Here is a 21,623-nt window from a genome sequence, read left to right as displayed (position 1 = left end):
GAGAGACAGCCATGATCCAGATGCAGAGCTTTCTCGATGTTGCCGACAACTCGGGTGCCAAGGAACTGATGTGCATCAAGGTGCTGGGCGGCTCCAAGCGCCGCTATGCCGGCATCGGCGACATCATCAAGGTGTCGGTGCGTGAAGCGATTCCGCGCGGCAAGGTCAAGAAGGGCGACGTCTACGACGCCGTGGTGGTGCGCACCCGCAAGGGCGTGCGTCGTGCCGACGGCTCGCTGATCCGCTTCGACGGCAACGCCGCGGTGTTGCTCAACAACAAGCAGGAGCCGATCGGCACCCGCATCTTCGGGCCGGTGACGCGCGAACTGCGTACCGAGAAGTTCATGAAGATCGTTTCGCTCGCCCCCGAAGTGCTGTGAGCGTGGAGGACTGAACAATGAATCGCATCAAGAAGGGCGATCAGGTCGTTGTCACGACCGGCGGCAACAAGAAGAAGCACAAGCTGCTCAAGGGTCAGGTGGGCGAGGTGCTGCGGGTCGATGGTGACCGCGTGTACGTTTCCAACCTGAACCTGGCCAAGCGCCACACCAAGCCCAATCCGCAGGCCGGCCAGCCCGGCGGCGTGATCGAGCGCGAAGCTTCGATCCACATTTCCAACGTGATGCCCTACAACCCGGCGACGGGCAAGGGCGAGCGCGTTGCCACCAAGGTGCTGGAGAATGGAAAGCGCATCCGCGTGTTCCGCTCCAGCGGTGAGGCCATCTGACATGACGACTCGTCTCGAAAAGTTCTACAAGGAAGAGGTGGTGCCGAAGCTGACCCAGCAATTCGGCTACACCAACCCGATGCAGGTCCCGCGCCTGGTCAAGGTCACGCTCAACATGGGCGTGGGCGAGGCCGCCACCAACAAGAAGGTGCTGGAAAACGCGGTGGCCGACATGACCAAGATCGCCGGTCAGAAGCCCATCGTCACCAAGTCGCGCGTGTCGGTTGCTTCGTTCAAGATCCGCGACGGCTGGCCGATCGGCTGCAAGGTGACCCTGCGTCGCGCCCACATGTTCGAGTTCCTCGACCGCCTGATCAACATCTCGCTGCCGCGCGTGCGTGACTTCCGCGGCGTGTCGGGGCGTTCGTTCGACGGCCGCGGCAACTTCAACATGGGCGTCAAGGAGCAGATCATCTTCCCGGAGATCGACTTCGACGCCGTTGACGCGATGCGCGGCATGGACATCGCCATCACCACCACCGCGAAGACCGATGCCGAGGCCAAGGCCCTGCTCGAAGCCTTCCGCTTCCCGTTCCGCAACTGATCAGGGTCGTGATTCGTGATTGGTGATTGGTGATTTGCCAAAGCCGTCAAGGCCCCGGCGATCCCGCTCCAACGAATCACGAATCACCAATCACCAATCACACAAGGTTCAAAGACATGGCAAAGACTTCCATGGTCAACCGCGAGGTCAAGCGCGCCAAGCTGGCCAAGCAGCACGCGGCCAAGCGTGAAGCGCTGAAGAAGATCATCTCCAGCCAGGACGCGTCCTACGAGGACAAGATGGCGGCGGCGGCCAAGCTGCAGAAGCTGCCGCGCGACTCCTCGCCGTCGCGCCAGACCACCCGCTGCGCCCTCACCGGGCGTCCGCGCGGCGTCTACAGCAAGTTCGGCCTGGGCCGCAACAAGCTGCGTGAGGCCACCATGCGCGGCGACGTGCCGGGCCTGCGCAAGGCAAGCTGGTAAAAATCTGCTACACTTGCCGGCTGCACGTCGTATTCCGACTGCCGCCGGTCCCGGGCGAAGCCGCCAGGGGACGTACACCCGCCGGCAACGGCGCCCACAATCCGAAGATTTTCGCGAAAGCGGATATCGGTGCTACTCATCAGGTGAATCCAAATGAGCATGACTGATCCCATCGCCGACATGCTGGTCCGCATCAAGAATGCGGCGGCGGTTGGCAAGCCGGCGGTGACGATGCCGTCCTCCAAGGTCAAGGTCGCAATTGCCAACGTCCTCAAGGACGAGGGCTACATTGCCGATGCGCGCGTGACCACCCAGGGTGCCAAGGCCGAGCTGGAAATCGCGCTGAAGTACCACCAGGGCAAGCCGGTCATCGAGACCCTCAAGCGCGTGTCGCGTTCGAGCCTGCGCCAATACCGCGGCAAGGACGCGCTGCCGAAGGTGCTCGGCGGCCTCGGCGTTGCCGTCATTTCCACCTCCAAGGGCATCATGACCGACTCGCAGGCGCGCCAGCAGGGCGTCGGCGGTGAAGTCCTGTGCATCGTGGCGTAAGGGAGGCCTGACATGTCACGCGTTGCCAAGAAGCCCATCGCCCTGGCCAAGGGTGTCGAAATCAACGTCCAGGCCGACGCGGTCAGCGTCAAGGGGCCCAAGGGCGCCCTGAGCCTGGCCAAGCCGGCCGGGATCGAAATCAGGATCGAGGACGGTCATGCCCTCGTGTCCAACGAGGACGCCGCGCTGGAGCCGATGGCCGGCACCGTGCGCGCCATCGTCGCCAACATGGTGCACGGCGTCAGCACCGGCTTCGAGCGCAAGCTCGAGCTGGTGGGCGTGGGCTACCGCGCCGCCATGCAGGGCAAGGACCTGAGCCTGTCGCTCGGTTTCTCGCATCCGCTGGTGTTCGCGCCGCCGGCCGGCATCACCATCACCACCCCGACCCAGACCGAAATCCTGGTCACCGGCGCCGACCGGCAGCTGGTGGGTGAGGTGGCCGCCAAGATCCGTGGCTACCGCCCGCCGGAGCCCTACAAGGGCAAGGGCGTGAAGTATTCCGACGAAACCATTCTCCGCAAGGAAGCCAAGAAGGCCTGATCGCGGTGTTCCCGCGGCGTCCGCGCCTTCCGGCGTTGGCGCGATTCCCGACAGCCGATCCGCTTCCGAGGTAACCCATCATGGACAAGAACATCGCCCGCCTGCGTCGCGCCAAGACCACCCGCGCCCGCATCCGCATCCTCGGCGTCCCGCGCCTGTCGGTGCTTCGCACCGGCCAGCACGTGTACGCGCAGCTGTTTTCCCACGACGGGGCCAAGGTGTTGGCCTCGGCCTCGACCCTCCAGGCCGACGTCCGCGAAGGGCTGGAGAGCAGCAAGAACATGGCCGCCGCCGCCCGTGTCGGCCAGCTGATCGCCGAGCGCGCCAAGGCTGCCGGGATCGAGAAGGTCGCTTTCGATCGTTCCGGCTACCGCTACCACGGCCGCGTCAAGGCGCTGGCCGACGCCGCCCGCGAGGCCGGCCTGCAGTTCTGATTCCAGGGCGCGCCCAGGCCTGGCTTGGGCGGCGTTCGACTCGCCGGTGCGGGCTGCACCGGACGCCGCGGGGCGATTGCGCTTCCGGTGGAACACCCGAGGTCAACCACAACGATAAGCGGCAATGCCGCACATTCCTGCAACCCATCGAGAGACTGCAATGGCAGAACAACGTGAATCCCGCGGCCGCGACCGCAATCGCGAGCGCGAAGAAATCGACGACGGCATGATCGAAAAGCTGGTCGCGGTCAACCGCGTCAGCAAGACCGTCAAGGGCGGTCGCCAGTTCACCTTCACCGCGCTGACGGTCGTGGGCGACGGCGCCGGCAAGGTCGGCTTCGGCTATGGCAAGGCGCGCGAAGTGCCGGTGGCCATCCAGAAGTCGATGGAGTACGCGCGCAAGAACATGAGCACGGTCGAGCTCAAGAGCGGCACGCTTTATCACCCGGTCAAGGCCGGCCACGGTGCGGCGCGTGTCTACATGCAGCCGGCGTCCGAAGGCACCGGCGTGATTGCCGGTGGTGCGATGCGCGCCGTGCTGGAAGCCGTTGGCGTCAAGGACGTGCTGGCCAAGGCGGTGGGTTCGCGCAACCCGATCAACCTCGTTCGCGCCACCGTCAAGGGGCTTGAAGCGATGCAGTCGCCAAGCCGGATTGCGGCCAAGCGAGGCAAGAAGGTGGAGGACCTCACCAATGTCTGAAGCAAACAAGACCATCAAGGTGCGCCTTGTGAAGGGGCTGGGCGGCACCCAGTCCCGGCACCGCCTGTCGGTCAAGGCCCTGGGCCTCGGCAAGGTCAACAGCGTTCGGGAACTGAAGGACAGCCCGCAAGTGCGCGGCCTGATCAACCAGCTGCACTACCTGGTGCGGGTGGAGGAGTAAGCAGATGAAGCTCAATACGCTCAAGCCCGCCGACGGTGCCCGCAAGGAACGCACCCGGGTCGGTCGCGGCATCGGTTCCGGGCTCGGCAAGACTGCGGGCCGTGGCCACAAGGGTTCGTTCGCCCGTTCCGGCAAGGGCAAGATCAAGGCCGGCTTCGAAGGCGGCCAGATGCCCATGCAGCGCCGCCTGCCCAAGATCGGGTTCGCGTCCAAGACGGCCAAGGACAGCGCCGAAGTGCTGCTGTACAAGCTGGATGCCCTGCCGGCCGGTGAAGTCGATTTCGCGGCGCTGCAGGCGGCCGGGCTGGTGCCCAGCACCGCCAAGCGCGTCAAGATCGTGGTCAAGGGCGAGGTCACCAAGGCGTTCGTGCTCAAGGGCATCGCCGTGACCGCGGGTGCCAAGGCCGCGATCGAGGCGGCCGGCGGCAGGCTGGCGGAGTAAGCGGCGCATGTCGCGGAGCGCGGATTCGATTTCCGGACTGCTGGGCGCCGGCAAGTTTGCCGAGCTGCGTTCGCGCCTGCTGTTCGTGGTCGGGGCGCTGATCGTCTATCGAATCGGTTGCTACATCCCGGTCCCTGGGGTCAACCCCGAGGCGATGCTGCAATTGATGGACTCGCAGAAGGGCACCATCGTGGACATGTTCAACATGTTCTCGGGCGGTGCCCTCGAGCGCTTCAGCCTGTTTGCCCTGAACGTGATGCCCTACATCTCGGCGTCGATCGTGATGCAGCTGATGGTGCAGGTGGTGCCCAGCCTGAAGGCGATGCAGAAGGAAGGCGAGTCGGGGCGCCGCAAGGTGACCCAGTTCTCGCGCGTCGGGTCGGTGTTCCTGGCGATCTTCCAGTCGGCTGGAATCGCGATCGCGCTGCAGAACCAGGGCGCCGGAAGCGGCCTGCCGGTGGTCTACAACCCCGGCCCGGGTTTCGTCCTGACCGCCGTGGTTTCGCTGACCGCCGGCACCGTGTTCCTGATGTGGCTGGGCGAGCAGGTGACCGAGCGCGGCATCGGCAATGGCGTTTCACTGATCATTTTCGCCGGCATCGTGGCCGGGCTTCCGGGCGCAACGATCAATACCCTGCAGCAGGCCAACAGCGGCGACATGCAGTGGATCACGGTGTTCTTCATCCTGGCGATCGTGCTGGGCGTCACCTGGTTCGTGGTGTTCATGGAGAGCGGCCAGCGCCGGATCACCGTGAACTACGCGCGCCGCCAGGGCGGGCGCGGCGGCTACCAGAACCAGAGCTCGTTCCTGCCGCTGAAGCTCAACATGTCGGGCGTGATCCCGCCGATCTTCGCGTCGTCGATCATCATGTTCCCGGCCACGGCCTCGACCTGGTTCGGCCAGTCCGGCTCCAGGTTCACGGTCGAATTGCAGAAGATCAGCCAGCTGCTGTCGCCGGGCGAGCCCCTGTACATGGTGCTGCTGGCGGCGTTGATCGTAGGCTTCGCATTCTTCTACACCGCACTGGTGTTCAATTCGCAGGAAACCGCCGACAACCTCAAGAAGTCGGGCGCGCTGATTCCCGGCATCCGTCCCGGCAAGGCCACCGGCGAGTACATCGATGCCGTGCTGACGCGGTTGACGGCGGCGGGCGCGGTCTATCTGGTGCTGGTCTGCCTGCTGCCGGACTACATGCGAACCGAACTGGGTGCCTCGTTTTACTTCGGCGGCACGTCCCTGCTGATCGTGGTCGTGGTGGTGATGGATTTCATTGCCCAGGTCCAGGCGCACCTGATGTCGCACCAGTATGAAAGCCTGCTGAAGAAAGCCAATTTGAAGGGCGGCTCGCGCTCGCGCTGATCGGCGCAGAGCGAACCGCAGCCCGCCGGGATGGGGGCAACGCAACACCAGCCGCTTCGGCATTCGCACGAAGCGGCACATGGGCGACTCGCGCGGCGGTCCCGCGCGCGGGTGGCACCGGGATGATCCGCGCGCTGGAGGAGTGCGCGGGGCGGGCCAGGGCTTCGGCCTTGGTGCGCGTCCGGCCAGGAGGGCCGGGCGGAGGTCGCAGGATGCACGGTCGGGCTTGCCCGGCCAACGACCTCCCGGAGACCGGAGCTTTCGCCGGAGCATGGGCACTCTCCCCATGCCGGGTCGCGGTGCCTTGGCGCCACGGCTTCCAGAACACTCGGGATCCGTATATAATTTCGTGTTCACTGCGCCCGGTTTCGGCTTGGCGCACATTCGTTCATCGGAGATCGCCTCATGGCGCGTATCGCTGGCGTCAACCTGCCTGCCCAGAAGCATGTCTGGGTCGGGCTGCAAAGCATCTACGGCATTGGCCGTACCCGTTCCAAGCAGGTGTGTGAAACGGCGGGCGTGAATGCGTCCACCAAGATCCGCGACCTGTCCGAGCCTGAAATCGAGCGCCTGCGCGCCGAGGTCGGCAAGTTCGTCGTCGAAGGTGACCTGCGCCGTGAAATCGGCATGGCGATCAAGCGCCTGATGGATCTCGGCAGCTATCGTGGCCTGCGCCATCGTCGCGGCCTGCCGGTGCGCGGTCAGCGGACCCGCACCAATGCACGGACCCGCAAGGGCCCGCGCAAGGCCATCAAGAAGTAAGGAGCACAGACCATGGCCAAGCCGGCTGCAGCAGCCCGTACCAAGAAGAAAGTGCGTCGCGTCGTCACCGACGGCATCGCGCACGTGCACGCGTCGTTCAACAACACCATCGTCACCATTACCGACCGGCAGGGCAATGCGCTCTCCTGGGCGACCTCCGGTGGCGCGGGCTTCCGCGGTTCACGCAAGTCCACGCCGTTCGCCGCGCAGGTGGCCGCCGAGAAGGCCGGCAAGGCGGCGCTGGACTATGGCGTGAAGTCGCTGGAAGTGCGGATTAAGGGCCCGGGTCCGGGTCGCGAGTCCGCCGTCCGCTCGCTGAACAACGTGGGCTACAAGATCACCAACATCATCGACGTGACGCCGATCCCGCACAACGGGTGCCGTCCGCCGAAGAAGCGTCGCGTCTGACGCACTGGAGCACTAGAACATGGCTCGTTATCTCGGTCCCACCTGCAAGCTCGCGCGCCGCGAAGGCACTGACCTGTCGCTGAAGTCGCCGGCACGCGCACTCGACTCCAAGTGCAAGCTGGAGCAGAAGCCCGGCCAGCACGGCGCCACCGCGCGTCGTGGCAAGCTGTCCGATTACGCCACCCAGCTGCGCGAGAAGCAGAAGGTCAAGCGCATTTATGGCCTGCTGGAGCGCCAGTTCCGCAACTATTACAAGAAAGCGGCGACCCGCAAGGGCAACACCGGCGAAAACCTCCTGCGCCTGCTGGAGACCCGCCTGGACAACGTCGTCTATCGCATGGGCTTTGCCGTCACCCGTCCTGCCGCCCGCCAGCTGGTCAGCCACAAGGGCGTGCTGGTCAATGGCAAGCCGGTCAACCTGCCGTCCTTCGCCATCCGTGCCGGTGATTCGGTCACCCTGTCGGAAAAGGCCCAGCAGCAGCTGCGCGTGAAGGAGTCGCTGACCGTGTCGGAGCAGATGACCCTGGCCCCGTCCTGGGTCGAAGTCGATGCCGGCAAGTTCAGCGGCGTGTTCAAGGCCGTGCCGGATCGCGCCGATCTGCCCAGCGACATCAACGAAGCGCTGATCGTCGAGCTCTACTCGAAGTAAGCCATAGTCATCGGCCCGCGTTCGCACGGGCCAGCAGGAGACACCACGAATGACGGCTACCGCCACCCAAGTCCTGCGCCCACGCGGGCCGCAGATCGAGCGCATCACCGACACCCGCGCCAAGGTCGTGATCGAACCGCTGGAGCGCGGCTACGGCCACACCCTCGGCAACGCGCTGCGCCGCGTCCTGCTGTCCTCGATCCCGGGTTTTGCCATCACCGAGGTCGAGATCGATGGCGTGCTGCACGAGTACACCACGGTCGAAGGCTTGCAGGAAGACGTGCTCGAGGTGCTGCTCAACCTCAAGGACGTCGCGCTGCGCATGCACAACGGCGACAGCGACGTGCTGGAACTGCGCAAGCAGGGCCCGGGCATCGTCACCGCCGGCGACATCAAGACCAGCCACAACGTCGAGGTCCTCAACCCCGACCACGTGATCGCCAACCTGACCAAGGACGTGGCGCTGAATATGCGCCTGACCATCAGCCGCGGCTTCGGCTACCAGCCGGCGGTGGCGCGTCGCCGTCCGGATGACGAAGCCCGCACGATCGGCCGGCTGATGCTGGACGCCTCGTTCTCGCCGGTGCGTCGCGTGGCCTATGCGGTCGAAGCCGCCCGCGTCGAGCAGCGCACCGACCTTGACAAGCTGGTGCTGGATATCGAAACCAACGGCACCATCGACGCCGAGGAAGCCGTGCGCACCGCCGCCGACATCCTCAGCGACCAGCTGTCCGTGTTCGGTGATTTCACCAGCCGCGAACGCGGCGCGGCCAAGCCGGCGCACACCAGCGTCGACCCGGTCCTGCTGCGCCCGATCGACGACCTGGAGCTGACCGTGCGCTCAGCCAACTGCCTCAAGGCCGAGAGCATCTACTTCATCGGCGATCTGATCCAGAAGACCGAAGTCGAACTGCTCAAGACCCCGAACCTCGGCAAGAAGTCGCTGACTGAAATCAAGGAAGTGCTGGCGCAGCGTGGCCTGTCCCTGGGCATGAAGCTCGAGAACTGGCCCCCAGCCGGCGTCGCCGCCCACGGCATGATGGGGTGAGGCGCCGCGCTTGCGAACTGCCTTAACGGCAGTTCGCGCGGCGTCGAACGCCCGAGCGCTATGCGCGAGGGCCGGGGGAACGCCCGAGCGCTATGCGCGAGGGCCGGGAATGCAATCGCGGCGCAAGCTCGCGGCTCTCGCTTCAGCTTTTGCAGTTGCAGTAATCGCAACACCGCCGACGAACTCCAGTTCGCGGCATGACCGGCAAGGGATGCCGGCACGGGCCACCCGCAGTCCACCTGTCCGCCACGGCGGACAAAACGCCAGGATGGCGACAGCGAAGTCCAATCGTTTCAACATTGCACAGGAATCCAGACCATGCGCCACCAGAAATCCGGCCGCAAGTTCAACCGCACCAGCGCCCATCGCCAGGTGATGTTCTCGAACATGGCGGCATCGTTGATCAAGCACGAAATCATCCGCACCACCTTGCCCAAGGCCAAGGAGCTGCGCCGCGTCGCCGAGCCGCTGATCACCCTGGCCAAGGCCGATGGCGTGGCCAACCGCCGCCTGGCGTTCTCGCGCCTGCGTGACAAGGAAGCGGTCGGTACCCTGTTCACCGTCCTCGGCCCGCGCTACGCGCAGCGTCCGGGCGGCTACCTGCGCATCCTCAAGTGCGGGTTCCGCGCCGGCGACAACGCGCCGATGGCCTATGTCGAGCTGGTTGATCGTCCGCAGCAGGCGGCCGAATAATCGACCTTGAGCCGCGCAAGCCGCTTGAACCGAACGACCCCGGCCCGGCCGGGGTTTTTCGTTTCTGACGAAATGGCCGATAATCACGGTGATATCTGGAAGATGAACGCATGAATCCTTTTCGCTGGTCGTTTCGCGCACAGTTCCTGCTGGGGTTTGCCGCCTGCGTTGGCTTGCTCGGTTATGCGCTGTATGTGCAGTTCCAGCTTGGAATCGAACCCTGCGCGTTCTGCATCTTCCAGCGCATCTGTTTTGCCGCGTTGGGACTGGTGTTCCTGGCGGGTGGCCTGCTGGCGCCCAAGGGCGCAGGCGGACGCCGCGCCTGGGGCGTGCTGGCCTTCGTTGCCGCCGCGGTCGGGATGGCCTACGCCGGGCGTCATGTCTGGGTGCAGCTGAACCCACCGGGCTTGCCGACCTGCGGGCCCGGGCTCAATTACATCGTCGAGCAGTATTCCTGGCTGGGCGCGGCGCGCAAGGTGCTGCAGGCAACCGGGGATTGCAGCAACATCGACTGGCAGTTCCTGGGATTGTCGATGCCGATGTGGGCGCTGGCCTGGTTCATCGCCCTTGGCTTGGGCGCCCTGTATGCCGGATTCAAAGGTCGGCATGCCCGTTGGTTTCATGGCTGAGGCTTGATTCAAAGCCATGATCCCGCGATGATGCAATGCAGCATCCCGGAAATTGCACCACCATGGCCAGCGCCCGCGTCGAACCGATTCGTCCTTCCGTTGCGCCTTGGACGCCAGATGGCTGGCGCACGCATCCGGCCGTGCAGATGCCGACGTATCCGGATGCCGCAGAGCTGGTGGCCTGCCTTGACGAGTTGAAATCGCTGCCGCCTTTGGTGACGTCGCGCGAAATCCTCAGTCTCAAGCAGCAATTGGCCGACGCGCAGGAAGGCCGCGCATTCCTGTTGCAGGGTGGGGACTGCGCCGAGACCTTCTCCGAGTGCAGTTCCGACACGATCACCAACCGGCTCAAGGTGCTGCTGCAGATGAGCCTGGTGCTGGTGCACGGGCTGAAGCTGCCGGTGGTGCGAGTGGGGCGCTTTGCCGGCCAGTACGCCAAGCCGCGATCTGCCGACAGCGAAACTCGCGAGGAGGTCAGCCTGCCGAGTTATCGCGGCGACATCGTCAACAGCCCGGAGTTCACCGAATCCGCGCGGCGCCCGGATCCGCGCCGGATGATCAAGGCACACGCGCGTTCGGCGATGACGATGAATTTCGTGCGTTCGCTGATCGATGGTGGTTTTGCCGACCTGCACCACCCGGAGTTTTGGGGCCTGGGTTGGGTCGGGCAATCCCCGAACGCGGCCGAGTACCAGAAGATGGTGACGGCGATCGGCGATGCGGTGCGTTTTACCGAAATCCTGGTCGGGCGTCGGATGCAGAGCCTGTCGCGGGTCGCCTTCCATACTTCCCACGAAGCCCTGCTGTTGCCCTACGAAGAGTCGCAGACCCGGCAGGTGCCGCGCGCCGACGGCTGGTTCAACCTGAGCACCCACTTCCCGTGGATCGGCATGCGCACCGCGGCGCTGGACGGGGCACACGTGGAATATTTCCGAGGCATTGCCAACCCGATCGCGGTCAAGATCGGCCCGTCGGTGACACCCGACGCGCTGCTGCGTTTGATCGATGTGCTCAACCCCCATGATGAGCCGGGACGGTTGGGGTTGATTCACCGCATGGGCGTTGGCCAGATTGCGGACAAGCTGCCGCCGCTGCTGGAGGCTGTTCGCCGTGAAGGGCGGCGCGTGCTGTGGATCTGCGACCCGATGCATGGCAATACCGAATCCACCAGCAATGGCTACAAGACCCGTCGTTTCAGGAACATCCGCGATGAGATCGAGCAGGCTTTCGATCTGCACGCGGCAGCCGGTACGCGGCTGGGTGGCGTGCACCTTGAGCTGACCGGCGAGAACGTGACGGAATGCCTGGGCGGTGCGCGACAGCTCACCGAAGCCGACCTGCAGCGTGACTATCGCAGCACGGTCGATCCGCGTCTGAACTATGAGCAATCGCTGGAAATCGCGATGCTGATCGTGCAGAAGCGCGGGGTGATCGCGGCCTGAGCCTCGGCAAACGCGGCAACCTGGGTCGTTCGTGACGATGCTTCGGTCGCTTGTTTCGACAGGCGGCCACAACATTGCCGAGCAAACACGTTAATGCGCTAGCCTGTTAGCGTGCTAATTGGCTAACGTGTTAACTAGCTAATGTGTTAACACATTAACATATTCGTGAATCCACGCGCCGATGAATTACTGCGTCGATTCGCTGCCGAGCCTCGGGAGAAACCGTGGCGGCCGTCGTGCCCTGGAAGCCTGTTCGAAGGCGAAACCGAGCTCAATCAGGCGGGGTTCGCTCCAGGCCGGACCGAGGAAGACGATCCCGACCGGCAGCCCGTGCACTTCGCCCATCGGCACGGTCAGACTTGGGTAGCGCGCCGCGGCGGCCGGACCGTAGCCGGCGCCGATGAAGTGATCGCCATTGATCGGGTCGGTCACCCAGGCCGGTGACATGGCGGGCGCCGCCAGCGCATCGAGCCGCTGCGCCTTCAGTGCCGCGTCGATGCCCTGCGGCCCGGCCAGGCGGCGGACCTTGTCACGGGCGGCAAGATAGGCGGGTTCGGAAAGCGGGCCTTTGGCATTGGCCAGGACAAAGTTCTCCTGGCCGAAGAACGTCATTTCCTGATCCGCGTGGGCAAGGTTGAAGGCGATGAGGTCCGCCATCGATTTGCGCGCCGATGTGCTGCCGGCCAGGTAGCGGTTCAGGCCATCCTTGAACTCGTACAGCAGAAGTTGGTACTCGTCCGCGTCCCACTGGCCCAAGGTCGGGATCTCTGCGTCCACCACGGTGGCGCCCGCGGCCTGCATTGCCGCGATGGCGCGTTCCATGGCGGCGTCAGTGTCAGGGTGATAACCCATGAGCTTGCGCACGACGCCAATCCGTGCGCCCCGAAGCGCGTCGGGCTTGAGGTGGCTGGAATAATCGATCGGGGTCGGGTCGCGGCGCTCGGCGGCGGCCGGGTCGTTGCTGTCCGCCGCGGCGATGGCAGTCAACAGTGTCGCCGCGTCGGCCACGCTGCGCGCCATCGGGCCGGCGGTGTCCTGTGAGATCGAAATCGGAATGATGCCGCTGCGGTTGACCAGCCCGATGGTCGGCTTGATCCCGACCAGTCCAGCCACGGCCGATGGGCAGATGATGCTGCCGTCGGTTTCGGTGCCGATGCCCACGCTGGCGAGGTTGGCGGCGATGGCGGTGCCGGTGCCTGAACTCGATCCGCAGGGATTGCGGTCGAGCACGTAGGGGTTGCGGGTCTGGCCGCCGCGGCCACTCCAACCCGAGGTCGCACGCGTGGAACGGAAATTGGCCCATTCCGACAGGTTGGTCTTGCCCAGAATCACCGCGCCGGCGGCGCGCAGGCGCGCGACGAGGAAGGCGTCTGCCGCCGGACGGTTGTCGGCCAGCGCCAGCGAGCCGGCGGAATTGACCATCGGCGTGGCGTCGATATTGTCCTTTAGCAGGATCGGGATGCCGTGCAGCGGGCCGCGCAGCTTGCCGGCCTTGCGCTCGGCGTCGAGTGCGTCGGACTCCTTGAGTGCGTCCGGGTTGATCTCGATCACCGAATGCAGGGTGGGACCGGCTCGATCAATGGCCGCGATGCGGTCGAGATACGCCTGCACCAGCGCGTGGCTGGTCAGGGAGCCTGTCCGCATCTGCTGTTGCAGTTGCGCGATCGTGGCTTCCTCGAACGCAAACGCGGGGATGGTGGCGGCGTGGGCCTGTGCAGAAGTTGCTACCGGGCCGGTCACGACTGACGTGGCGCGTGGTTGGCAGGCGGCCAGCAGGGCCATGGCAAGGGCAATCGGCAGCAGGCGCATCGGCGGACTCCGGCGGGGAATTGCAAGGATCGCCTGAAGTCGCGGGCGCCGCAAATGACCGATCAGCGCTTGCGCATCACCAGATCGCGGGCGAGGACCCACAGGACGAGGAGATTGATTGCCACCACCACCAGCGCCAGCCAGCCCGGGTGTTTGGCCAACGCGTACAGGTCGAAGGGCAGGTACAGCGCCACCGTCACGCAACCCAGCCACGACGCCCAGGCCCTGGCATGCCACAGGCCCCAGCCTTCGAGGACATGCATCACGCCATACAATGCCGCCACGGCCGCGGCAAGGTGCACGCCGCCCGGGCTCAGCGCGTTCACCAGCCAGGCCATTGCGCCGTGATTCGGGTCGAACTGGAAGTGGCGGATCAGCTCCCAGACCCAGCGCCGCAGCGGCGCTGGCCCGATGAGTTCCAGCCCACTTGCCGCCAGCAGCGCCAGCAGGCCCTTGCCGATTTCGACCAGCGCGATCGCGTGCAGGCCGGGATGCGCGCGCGGGCTCGGGTTGTAGTGGCGTACGCTCGAACCCGCGTTGCTGGCGCCGGAATCCTGCGCCACGTCGGTGGGCGTCTCAGGCCGCACGCGTCGCCCGTTTGCGGTCGATCTCGGTGCGGAATTTCTTGCGCAGCCGGATCTGCTTGGGCGTCACTTCCACCAGCTCGTCATCGTCGATGAATTCCAGCGCCTGTTCCAGCGAGAGCTTGACCGGCGGGATCAGGCCTTCGTCGTCGTCCTTGCCGGCAGCGCGGAAGTTGGTGAGCTGCTTGCCGCGCAGGGCGTTGACGGTGAGGTCGTTGTCCTTGGCATGGATGCCGACGATCTGGCCTTCGTAGATTTCCTCGCCCGGTTCGATGAACAGCCGTCCGCGTTCCTGCATCGCGCCCTGCGCATAGGCGGGTGACGGCCCCGTGCCATTGGAGATCAGCACGCCGTTCTGGCGCTGGCCGATGCTGCCGTCGCCGCGCGGGCCGTAATGGTCGAACAGGTGGAACATCAGGCCGGTGCCGGCCGTGAGGGTGCGGAACTCGGTCTGGAAGCCGATCAGCCCGCGCGCCGGGATGATGTAGTCGAGCCGCACCCGCCCCTTGCCATCCGGCGACATGTTCTGCAACTGGGCCCGACGTTCGCCGAGGCGACCCATCACGCCGCCCTGGTATTGCTCGTCGAGGTCGACGACCAGTGATTCGTATGGTTCCGACGGCACGCCGTCGATGTCCTTGATGATGACCTCGGGACGCGAGACCGCCAGCTCGTAGCCTTCGCGGCGCATGGTCTCGATCAGGATCGACAGGTGCAGTTCGCCACGACCGCTGACCTTGAACTTGTCGGCATCGGTGGTGTCTTCCACGCGCAGGGCGACGTTGTGCTGGGTCTCGCGGGTGAGCCGGTCGCGCAGCTGGCGGCTGGTCAGGAACTTGCCGCCGCTGCGGTCCTTGACGCCGGCAAACGGCGAATCATTGACCTGGAAGGTCATGCTGATGGTCGGCTCGTCCACCGCCAGCACCGGCAGCTGTTCGACCGCGGCCGGATCGCACAGGGTGTCGGAAATGCCGATCCCCTCGATCCCGGAGAAGGCGATGATGTCGCCGGCGCTGGCCTCGGCCACCTCGATGCGCTCCAGGCCCATGAAGCCGAGCACCTGCAGGACGCGCGCGGAGCGGGTCGCGCCGTTGGCAGCAACCACCGTCACCTGCTGGTTCGGCTTGACCTTGCCGCGCTGGATGCGACCGACGCCAATCACGCCGACGTAGTTGTTGTAGTCGAGTGAAGACACCCGCATCTGGAACGGGCCATCGGGGTCCACCGCCGGCGGCGAGACGTGCTCGCAGATCGCCTCGAACAGCGGGGTCATGTCACCGCTGCGCACGCTGTCATCGAGGCCGGCGTAGCCCTGCAGCCCGCTGGCGTAGATGGTGGTGAAGTCGAGCTGTTCGTTGGTGGCGCCGAGCCGGTCGAACAGGTCGAAGGTCTGGTCCAGGACCCAGTCCGGGCGTGCGCCGGGGCGGTCGACCTTGTTGATGACCACGATCGGCTTGAAGCCCATCGCGAACGCTTTCTGGGTGACGAACCGCGTTTGCGGCATCGGCCCGTCCATCGCATCGACCAGGATCAGCACCGAATCCACCATCGACAGCACGCGCTCGACCTCGCCGCCGAAGTCGGCGTGGCCGGGGGTGTCGACGATGTTGATCCGCCACTCTTCGCCGGTCTCGGGATGGGTCCAGCGGATCGCGGTGTTCTTGGACAGGATGGTGATGCCGCGTTCCTTCTCGATGTCGCCGCTGTCCATCACGCGTTCGGGCGTGGCGGCGCGGGCATCGAGGGTGCCGGATTGCTTGAGCAATTGATCGACAAGGGTGGTCTTGCCATGGTCGACGTGGGCGACGATGGCGATATTGCGCAGGCGTTGTGCGGACATTGTGGCGGGACCGGTCATGCCGCACGTCCCGTGGAGGCGGGCGCGCAGCGTTGAAAATGAGGAAGCCCGCTATTATATCCGGTTGACGCACCATCCCGGTGACCGGAGAACCCAAAGATGAGCCTGATTGCCAATTTCGATACCGACCGCGGCGCCATCCGCGTCGAGCTTGCCGCCGACAAGGCGCCGCTGACCGTCGCCAATTTCGTCAACCTCGTCCAGCACGGGTTTTATGACGGGCTGAATTTCCACCGGGTGATCCCGGATTTCATGGTCCAGGGCGGTTGCCCGGAAGGCTCCGGTCGCGGCGGTCCGGGCTATCGCTTCGAAGACGAAACCGGCAATGGCCTGCGCCACGAGCGCGGGGTGCTGTCGATGGCCAACGCCGGCCCGAACACCAACGGCAGCCAGTTCTTCATCACCCACGTTCCCTGTGGTTGGCTGGACGGCAAGCACACGGTGTTCGGCAAGGTGGTCGAAGGCTTGGACGTGGTGGATGCGATAAAGCAGGGCGACAAGATCAAATCGGTGAAGATCGAAGGCGACACGGCATCGGTGCTGGCGGCGAAGGCCGATCGGGTGGCCGAGTGGGACAAGCATCTGGCCGCGTGATGGGGCGTCCGGGCAGGCGACTGCCGGGGTATTCAATCTGACGGCCGGTTCGTGCCGGCCCTGTGGCCTTCGTTCTGACAGCCGATTTGCGCTTGCGTCCGCGCCGGCCGCCCGCCTGCGTGCTCGGCCCGCCGCGCAAGCTGCGCATCCGGCTCCGATGCGCGGCCGCGGGCCATCCTTGGCCCGCTCGAACCGATCACGCAGGCAGGCGGCCCTGTGGTTCCAGTGCGGCGCGTACCAACCTGCACTCAGCTTTGCTCGCCAAAACCCCGTAGCCGCACTTCGAAGACCACAGCGTTCGGCTGTCGGCGTGTTGCCTACTTCCAGCGCAGCGAATCCAGCATGAGGCTGACTTTGGCCGCATCGCGCGGGTAGTAGTACTCGGCGGGGGCGTAGAACATTGCCAAGGCCAGCCCCTTTTCGTGTTCGAATGCGGCGACCATGGCGCGATACTTCAGGCCGCTGTCGCTGTCCAGGGTCATGTCGAAACGCAGGCCTTCACGATTGCCGAACGTGGCTGGACGCAAATCCGAGGTCGTCACGTTGACCGCGCCCGCCGCGCGCATGCCGTCGGCGATCAGATCGCGCAACTCGTCGGGGCGCATCCCGCGGTGATAGAACGCGCCGTCGGGGCGGCGCTTGGTCTGGCGGCGGCCGAGGAAAACGAAGTCGCCGTCGCGCACTGTCGGAATCAGATAGAGCGTGTTGAGCAAGGGGCCATCGATGGTCCACAGCTGTTCGCGCAAGCCGCCCATCCGGGTCCACTCCATGCCGGCGTCGATGGTGAGATGGCTGCCGGCGGTGGTGCGGCCTTGGGTGACCAGCGGGCCGCCGCTGGCGCAGGCGCCTAGGACAACCGCCAGGAAAATGAGGACCAGCCAGCGGAACGGTTTCATGGATGGCTCCCGGATTTGTCCATTTCACGTTGAATGAAGGCCGCATCGTCGGCCTGCGGCGCGTCGTGCAGGTAGCGGTCGAAGGCCTCGCGCGCGCTGGCCGCATTGCCGGCATCGCGGCGCTGGAAGCCGATTTCGCGCCAGACGACGGGTGGGGTGCCTGGCATGGCGCTGGCCTGCGTGTAGTAGCCGGCGGCTTTGGCCTTGTCGTCGTTCAATCCGCGGCGGCGGTAGGCTTCGCCGAGGTAGAAGGTCAACAAACCCTGGTCCGCGGCGGGTGCGTCTTCGAGCAGTTCGCTGATGACCAGGATCGAGCCGGCGTAGCGACGACCCGCCAGTTCTTCATCCAGCAGCTTGACCAACAGCGGATGCACCGCGGCGCGGTAGCGCTCGTGGCCGTCGTCCTGCGGTGGGGCGATGATGGCGGCGGCCGCTTGCTTGATGTCGTTCAGGCGTTCCTGCGAGGCCGGGTGGGTTGAAAACAGGGTCAACGGGCGGTCGTATTTGCGGGTTTGTTCCTCGCGCCACATCCTTGCCCACATGTCGGCGCCGGCGTGTGGCGCCCAGCCGTGTGCGACGACGCTTTCAAAGCCGAGCCGGTCGGCTTCACGCTCCATGTCGCGCGAATACTTGAACAATGCGGCGATCCCGGCCAGTGAGCCGAGCTGGGCCACGCCACCTGCGCCCGCCCCGTAGGCCACGATCTGGAATGCGCTCAGCCAGGCGCTGGCGTTCTTCATCTTGCGCCACTGCTTCAGGGAATGGCGGGCTTTGAAATGGCCGACTTCGTGGCCGAGTACGAAGGCCAGCTCGGCTTCATTGCGCATGCGCAGCAGCGCGCCCGTCCACAGCACCAGCATCCCGTTCGGCGCCATGCTGGCGTTGAATTGGGGGACGTCCATGATGTAGACGCGGATCTCGTCGCACTGGTCGCCTGCCACCTTGCAGGCCACGCCCCGCACATAGGCGTTGAGCGCCGGGTCGCGTACCAGCAGCGGCGAGCGCTTGAGCTCGGTCTCGGCGCGCTCCATCGCGTACCACAGCTCGGCTTCGTCCGGGGCCTGTGCCGCCGGTGAGGCGGCGCTGGCGGGTGGCGCTGGCGTGGGTTGGGGCGTGTCCTGAGCGCTGGCGGCGAAGACCGGCAGCAGCAGCGCCGCCAGCAGCAGCGTGGCCGGTTTCATCGGGTGGGCTCCGGAGCGGCGCTGCTGCGAACGCCTTTGAGCAGGTCTTCGGTCGTCTCGCGCGCTCCGGCGAGGTTGCGCAGGTCGCCGGTCTGATCAATCAACAAGTTGTGCCAGACCACCTGTCCGGTGCGTAGATCGACCAGCGAGGCCACGCCGATTTGCATTCCGCCGCCGATATCGCCCCCCAGCAACAGCAGCCCCGCCACGCGCATGGCCGTGCGGCCGCCGCTGGCGTAGCTGTCGCGGATGTAGGTGAACAGCGCGTAGTCGGCGCCGGTGGCTTCGCGAAGGGCGGCCACGCCGGGGCCGAGCGACCAGTCGAAGCGGCCATGCTTGTTGCGCAGCGGTCCGGTTCCGTGGCTGCGGCTGAACTGCAGGATGCTCATCGACACGGCTTGGCTGAGCAGGGTGATCTGCCGGCGCGGATCGTCCGGGCCGGCGTCGGCTGGAAGGACGTAGTCCGGTGCCGAGGCGATGCCCTGCCGTTGCAGCGCTTCCCGCGCCGCCTGCGAGTACAGCAAGCGTGCCGCTGCGGTCCATTCGCGGCGCGGTTCGGCCATGCCGCCGGCCATGAGTTCGGACAACTCGATGTCGGGTTCGACCAGGGCCACGCTGCCGTGCAGTCCGATGGGGCGTCCGCTGTCATCGCGGGCGGTGCGCACGCTGGTGGACGCACAGCCGGACAGCAGTGCCAGTGCGGCTGCCAGGGCCAGCAGCGGAAGCCAGCGCAGACGCGGCCTGGCCGGTTTCGATGACGGGGTCGTCATGGGGTGCTGTGCTAACATTTCGAGGTTGTCTCCCACGTCCTGCGCCGCCGTGTGCGGCCGTTTTTCGAGCTCACACCATGCCTCAACTTGCACGGCGCATCGGTCGCGCCAAGCCCAGTGTCATCATGCTGATTGCCGACAAGGCCAAACGCCTGAAGGCCGAAGGGCGGGACATCATCAGCTTTTCCATCGGCGTTCCGAATTTCCTGCCCGGCGAACACGTCTATGCTGCCGCACGCGAGGCGATTGCGAAAGACAGCGGCCAGTATGGCAGCAATCGCGGCAGTGACGCCCTGCTGGACGCCTTGCTGGGCCATGTTGCCGGGTTGGGTCTGAACGGCTACGGTCGCGCCAACTGCGCGGTCGGGATCGGCGCCAAGCAGGTGATCTACAATCTCGCCGAGGCGCTGCTCGATGAAGGCGACACCATCGCCTTCCCGGTGCCGTACTGGACCAGCTATCTCGATATCGCCGAGATCGTCAATGCCAAGGTCGACCTGCTGCCGTGCCCGGCCTCGCAGCACTACAAGCTGACGCCCGACCAGCTCGACGCCGCGCTGGCGAAGAAGCCCAAGGTGTTCCTGTTCAACAACCCGTCCAACCCGACCGGCATGGTCTACACCAGCGCGGAAATCGAAGCGCTGGCCGAGGTGATCGCGCGCCATCCGGACACCTGGATCATCACCGACGACATCTACAACCGGATGCTGTTCGATGGGCTGGAATACGCCAATTTCGTGCAGTTCCGCCCGGAGCTGCGCGAGCGCACGATCTTCATCGACTCGTTGTCCAAGACCTATGGCATGCCGGGCTGGCGGGTTGGTTTCATGGTCGGGCCGGAAGTCGTGGCCAAGGCCGTCACGACCCTCAATTCCAACCACATCACCAGCCTGCCGGAAGTCGTCACCGCCGCCGCCGTGGCGGCGCTGTCCGGCCCGCAGGACGTGCCGGCGCAGAAGTGCGCCGAATTCCAGCTGCGTCGCGATCAGGTCGTCGCCGCGCTCACGGCTATTCCCGGCGTGGTGTGCCCTGTGCCGCAGGGCGCGTTCTACGCCTTCCCGGAGATCGCCTGCGCCTTCGGCAAGTCGCACAACGGCGTGAAGATCGAGAACGACGTCGAGTTCTGCGGCGCCCTGCTCGAGGCCAAGGGCGTGGCCTGTGTCCCGGGCTCGGCCTTCGGCGACCCGCGCGGTCTGCGGATCAGCTACACCTGCCCGCCGGATCAGCTAGCGCCGGGGCTGGCGCGCATCCAGGAATTTTTTGCCGAATTGAAGTGAATGGTGGTTCGTGATTGGTGATTGGTGATTGGTGATTTGCAAGAGCACACCGCCCGCCACCAACCGCTTTCACGAATCACGAATCACGAATCACGAATCACGGAGCTTTCATGAAAAATCCCGTCCGAGTTGCCGTCACCGGCGCCGCTGGCCAGATTGGCTACGCCCTGCTGTTCCGCATTGCTGCCGGTGAAATGCTGGGCAAGGACCAGCCGGTCATCCTGCAGATGCTCGAGCTGCCGCTGGACAAGGCCCAGGCCGCGTTGCGCGGGGTGATGATGGAGCTTGAGGATTGCGCCTTCCCGCTGCTGGCCGGCATGGTCGGCACCGATGATCCAATGATGGCCTTCAAGGACGCCGATTACGCGCTGCTGGTCGGCGCCCGCCCGCGCGGCCCGGGCATGGAGCGCAAGGATCTGCTGCAGGAAAACGCCAAGATCTTTACCGTGCAGGGCAAGGCGATCAACGCGGTGGCCAGCCGCAATGTCAAGGTGTTGGTGGTGGGCAACCCGGCCAACACCAATGCCTACATCACGATGAAGTCGGCGCCTGACCTGCCGGCGAAGAACTTCACCGCGATGCTGCGTCTGGACCACAACCGCTCGCTGTCGCAGCTGGCGATCAAGGCCGGCGTAGCGGTGGCGGACATCGAGAAACTGACGGTGTGGGGCAACCATAGCACCACCATGTATCCGGATTACCGCTTCGCCACCGCGGGCGGCGCGTCGTTGGCTGACAGGATTGGCGATGCCGACTGGAACGCCAGCACCTTCATCCCGACCGTCGCCAAGCGCGGCGCGGCGATCATCGAAGCGCGCGGCCTGTCCTCGGCGGCCTCGGCGGCCAATGCGGCGATCTGCCACATGCGTGACTGGGCGCTGGGCACCGGCGGCAAGTGGGTGACGATGGGCATCCCCTCCGACGGCAGCTACGGCATCCCGAAGGACATCATCTACGGCGTGCCCGTCACCTGCGAGAACGGCGAGTACACCCGCGTCGAGGGCCTGCCGATCGACGACTTCAGCCGCGAGCGGATGGACAAGACGCTTGCGGAACTCGAGGAAGAGCGGGCCGGCGTGGCGCATTTGCTGTAACCCACCACCGGCGATGTCCTCAGAAGGGCT

Annotated in this window: 27 protein-coding genes; 21 read left to right on the top strand and 6 right to left on the bottom strand. The window is 65.5% G+C overall.

The genetic code is table 11. The features are described from left to right. The first annotated feature begins 11 nt into the window (after positions 1 to 11). The 18 genes from rplN to M9902_RS02490 all read left to right on the top strand — a co-directional run bounded on the left by rplN (position 12) and on the right by M9902_RS02490 (position 11,530). On the top strand, positions 12 to 380 hold the full coding sequence (gene rplN / locus M9902_RS02575) for a 50S ribosomal protein L14 (RefSeq protein ID WP_297175185.1): 369 nt from the start codon (positions 12 to 14) through the stop codon (positions 378 to 380). 17 nt (positions 381 to 397) lie between these two features. Next, positions 398 to 727, top strand: coding sequence for a 50S ribosomal protein L24 (gene rplX, locus M9902_RS02570; protein ID WP_297175182.1), 330 nt, complete (start codon positions 398 to 400; stop codon positions 725 to 727). A 1-nt stretch (position 728) separates the two neighbouring features. Then, positions 729 to 1,271, top strand: coding sequence for a 50S ribosomal protein L5 (gene rplE / locus M9902_RS02565; RefSeq protein ID WP_297175179.1), 543 nt, complete (start codon positions 729 to 731; stop codon positions 1,269 to 1,271). Between the two features lie 116 nt (positions 1,272 to 1,387). Then, entirely contained in the window at positions 1,388 to 1,693 is a 306-nt protein-coding gene (gene rpsN, locus M9902_RS02560; protein WP_297175176.1) for a 30S ribosomal protein S14, read from the top strand. 153 nt (positions 1,694 to 1,846) lie between these two features. Beyond that, a complete protein-coding gene (gene rpsH, locus M9902_RS02555) occupies positions 1,847 to 2,242 on the top strand; it encodes a 30S ribosomal protein S8 (RefSeq protein ID WP_297175174.1) in 396 nt (131 codons plus the stop codon). Positions 2,243 to 2,254: 12 nt separating this feature from the next. Next, positions 2,255 to 2,782, top strand: a complete 528-nt coding sequence (gene rplF, locus M9902_RS02550; RefSeq protein ID WP_297175171.1) for a 50S ribosomal protein L6 — start codon at positions 2,255 to 2,257, stop codon at positions 2,780 to 2,782. A gap of 80 nt (positions 2,783 to 2,862) precedes the next feature. Further along, positions 2,863 to 3,216, top strand: a complete 354-nt coding sequence (gene rplR / locus M9902_RS02545; protein ID WP_297175168.1) for a 50S ribosomal protein L18 — start codon at positions 2,863 to 2,865, stop codon at positions 3,214 to 3,216. Positions 3,217 to 3,376: 160 nt separating this feature from the next. Beyond that, positions 3,377 to 3,916, top strand: coding sequence for a 30S ribosomal protein S5 (rpsE, locus tag M9902_RS02540; protein ID WP_297175165.1), 540 nt, complete (start codon positions 3,377 to 3,379; stop codon positions 3,914 to 3,916). After that, the gene (rpmD, locus tag M9902_RS02535; protein WP_297175162.1) at positions 3,909 to 4,097 is read left to right on the top strand and encodes a 50S ribosomal protein L30; all 189 of its coding nucleotides are present in this window, start codon (positions 3,909 to 3,911) and stop codon (positions 4,095 to 4,097) included. The genes rpsE and rpmD overlap by 8 nt, the downstream gene beginning before the upstream one ends. 4 nt (positions 4,098 to 4,101) lie before the next feature. Beyond that, positions 4,102 to 4,539, top strand: a complete 438-nt coding sequence (rplO, locus tag M9902_RS02530) for a 50S ribosomal protein L15 (protein ID WP_297175160.1) — start codon at positions 4,102 to 4,104, stop codon at positions 4,537 to 4,539. Between the two features lie 7 nt (positions 4,540 to 4,546). After that, complete coding sequence (gene secY / locus M9902_RS02525; RefSeq protein WP_297175157.1) at positions 4,547 to 5,899, top strand: preprotein translocase subunit SecY; 1,353 nt, start codon at positions 4,547 to 4,549, stop codon at positions 5,897 to 5,899. A gap of 405 nt (positions 5,900 to 6,304) precedes the next feature. Further along, positions 6,305 to 6,661, top strand: coding sequence for a 30S ribosomal protein S13 (gene rpsM / locus M9902_RS02520; RefSeq protein WP_297175155.1), 357 nt, complete (start codon positions 6,305 to 6,307; stop codon positions 6,659 to 6,661). Positions 6,662 to 6,673: 12 nt separating this feature from the next. After that, the gene (rpsK, locus tag M9902_RS02515; RefSeq protein WP_297175152.1) at positions 6,674 to 7,069 is read left to right on the top strand and encodes a 30S ribosomal protein S11; all 396 of its coding nucleotides are present in this window, start codon (positions 6,674 to 6,676) and stop codon (positions 7,067 to 7,069) included. Positions 7,070 to 7,088: 19 nt separating this feature from the next. Then, complete coding sequence (gene rpsD, locus M9902_RS02510) at positions 7,089 to 7,718, top strand: 30S ribosomal protein S4 (protein ID WP_297175148.1); 630 nt, start codon at positions 7,089 to 7,091, stop codon at positions 7,716 to 7,718. Positions 7,719 to 7,767: 49 nt separating this feature from the next. Further along, positions 7,768 to 8,766: a DNA-directed RNA polymerase subunit alpha gene (rpoA, locus tag M9902_RS02505; RefSeq protein ID WP_297175145.1), complete on the top strand. Its 999-nt coding sequence runs from the start codon at positions 7,768 to 7,770 to the stop codon at positions 8,764 to 8,766. Positions 8,767 to 9,084: 318 nt separating this feature from the next. After that, positions 9,085 to 9,459 (top strand): 50S ribosomal protein L17, encoded by a 375-nt coding sequence (gene rplQ / locus M9902_RS02500; RefSeq protein WP_297175142.1) that lies wholly within the window; start codon positions 9,085 to 9,087, stop codon positions 9,457 to 9,459. 110 nt (positions 9,460 to 9,569) lie between these two features. Next, positions 9,570 to 10,088 (top strand): disulfide bond formation protein B, encoded by a 519-nt coding sequence (locus M9902_RS02495; protein ID WP_297175139.1) that lies wholly within the window; start codon positions 9,570 to 9,572, stop codon positions 10,086 to 10,088. Positions 10,089 to 10,150: 62 nt separating this feature from the next. Continuing rightward, positions 10,151 to 11,530, top strand: a complete 1,380-nt coding sequence (locus M9902_RS02490) for a 3-deoxy-7-phosphoheptulonate synthase class II (protein WP_297220947.1) — start codon at positions 10,151 to 10,153, stop codon at positions 11,528 to 11,530. A 186-nt stretch (positions 11,531 to 11,716) separates the two neighbouring features. Here M9902_RS02490 and M9902_RS02485 read toward each other — a convergent pair whose 3' ends face one another. From M9902_RS02485 to typA, 3 genes are all read right to left on the bottom strand, one after another. After that, positions 11,717 to 13,312, bottom strand: a complete 1,596-nt coding sequence (locus M9902_RS02485; RefSeq protein ID WP_297221024.1) for an amidase — start codon at positions 13,310 to 13,312, stop codon at positions 11,717 to 11,719. Between the two features lie 89 nt (positions 13,313 to 13,401). Further along, complete coding sequence (locus M9902_RS02480) at positions 13,402 to 13,902, bottom strand: DUF2127 domain-containing protein (RefSeq protein WP_297175225.1); 501 nt, start codon at positions 13,900 to 13,902, stop codon at positions 13,402 to 13,404. Positions 13,903 to 13,915: 13 nt separating this feature from the next. Next, positions 13,916 to 15,763, bottom strand: a complete 1,848-nt coding sequence (gene typA, locus M9902_RS02475; RefSeq protein WP_297175133.1) for a translational GTPase TypA — start codon at positions 15,761 to 15,763, stop codon at positions 13,916 to 13,918. A 117-nt stretch (positions 15,764 to 15,880) separates the two neighbouring features. Between typA and M9902_RS02470 the strand changes: the two genes are divergently transcribed. Then, complete coding sequence (locus M9902_RS02470; RefSeq protein WP_297220945.1) at positions 15,881 to 16,375, top strand: peptidylprolyl isomerase; 495 nt, start codon at positions 15,881 to 15,883, stop codon at positions 16,373 to 16,375. Between the two features lie 317 nt (positions 16,376 to 16,692). On the opposite strand, the gene M9902_RS02465 is transcribed toward M9902_RS02470, so the two are convergent. The 3 genes from M9902_RS02465 to M9902_RS02455 are packed head-to-tail and all read right to left on the bottom strand — an operon-like array spanning position 16,693 to position 19,222. After that, positions 16,693 to 17,271, bottom strand: coding sequence for a hypothetical protein (locus M9902_RS02465; protein ID WP_297175128.1), 579 nt, complete (start codon positions 17,269 to 17,271; stop codon positions 16,693 to 16,695). After that, positions 17,268 to 18,452: a M48 family metallopeptidase gene (locus M9902_RS02460; RefSeq protein WP_297220943.1), complete on the bottom strand. Its 1,185-nt coding sequence runs from the start codon at positions 18,450 to 18,452 to the stop codon at positions 17,268 to 17,270. Before M9902_RS02460 ends, M9902_RS02465 begins: the two co-directional genes overlap by 4 nt. Then, on the bottom strand, positions 18,449 to 19,222 hold the full coding sequence (locus tag M9902_RS02455) for a hypothetical protein (RefSeq protein ID WP_297220941.1): 774 nt from the start codon (positions 19,220 to 19,222) through the stop codon (positions 18,449 to 18,451). The genes M9902_RS02460 and M9902_RS02455 overlap by 4 nt, the downstream gene beginning before the upstream one ends. 77 nt (positions 19,223 to 19,299) lie before the next feature. On the opposite strand from M9902_RS02455, the gene M9902_RS02450 reads away from it, so the two are divergent. Together M9902_RS02450 and M9902_RS02445 are read left to right on the top strand one after the other, a co-directional pair. Continuing rightward, positions 19,300 to 20,499: an aminotransferase class I/II-fold pyridoxal phosphate-dependent enzyme gene (locus tag M9902_RS02450; RefSeq protein WP_297175120.1), complete on the top strand. Its 1,200-nt coding sequence runs from the start codon at positions 19,300 to 19,302 to the stop codon at positions 20,497 to 20,499. A gap of 110 nt (positions 20,500 to 20,609) precedes the next feature. Then, positions 20,610 to 21,593, top strand: coding sequence for a malate dehydrogenase (locus M9902_RS02445; RefSeq protein ID WP_297220939.1), 984 nt, complete (start codon positions 20,610 to 20,612; stop codon positions 21,591 to 21,593). Positions 21,594 to 21,623 lie beyond the last annotated feature (30 nt).

Origin of the sequence: Thermomonas sp. (assembly GCF_023953935.1) — a bacterium.
Taxonomy (GTDB): domain Bacteria; phylum Pseudomonadota; class Gammaproteobacteria; order Xanthomonadales; family Xanthomonadaceae; genus Thermomonas.
The sequence above is the reverse complement of the archived record's forward strand: the minus strand, read 5'-3'. Positions and strand labels throughout refer to the sequence as shown.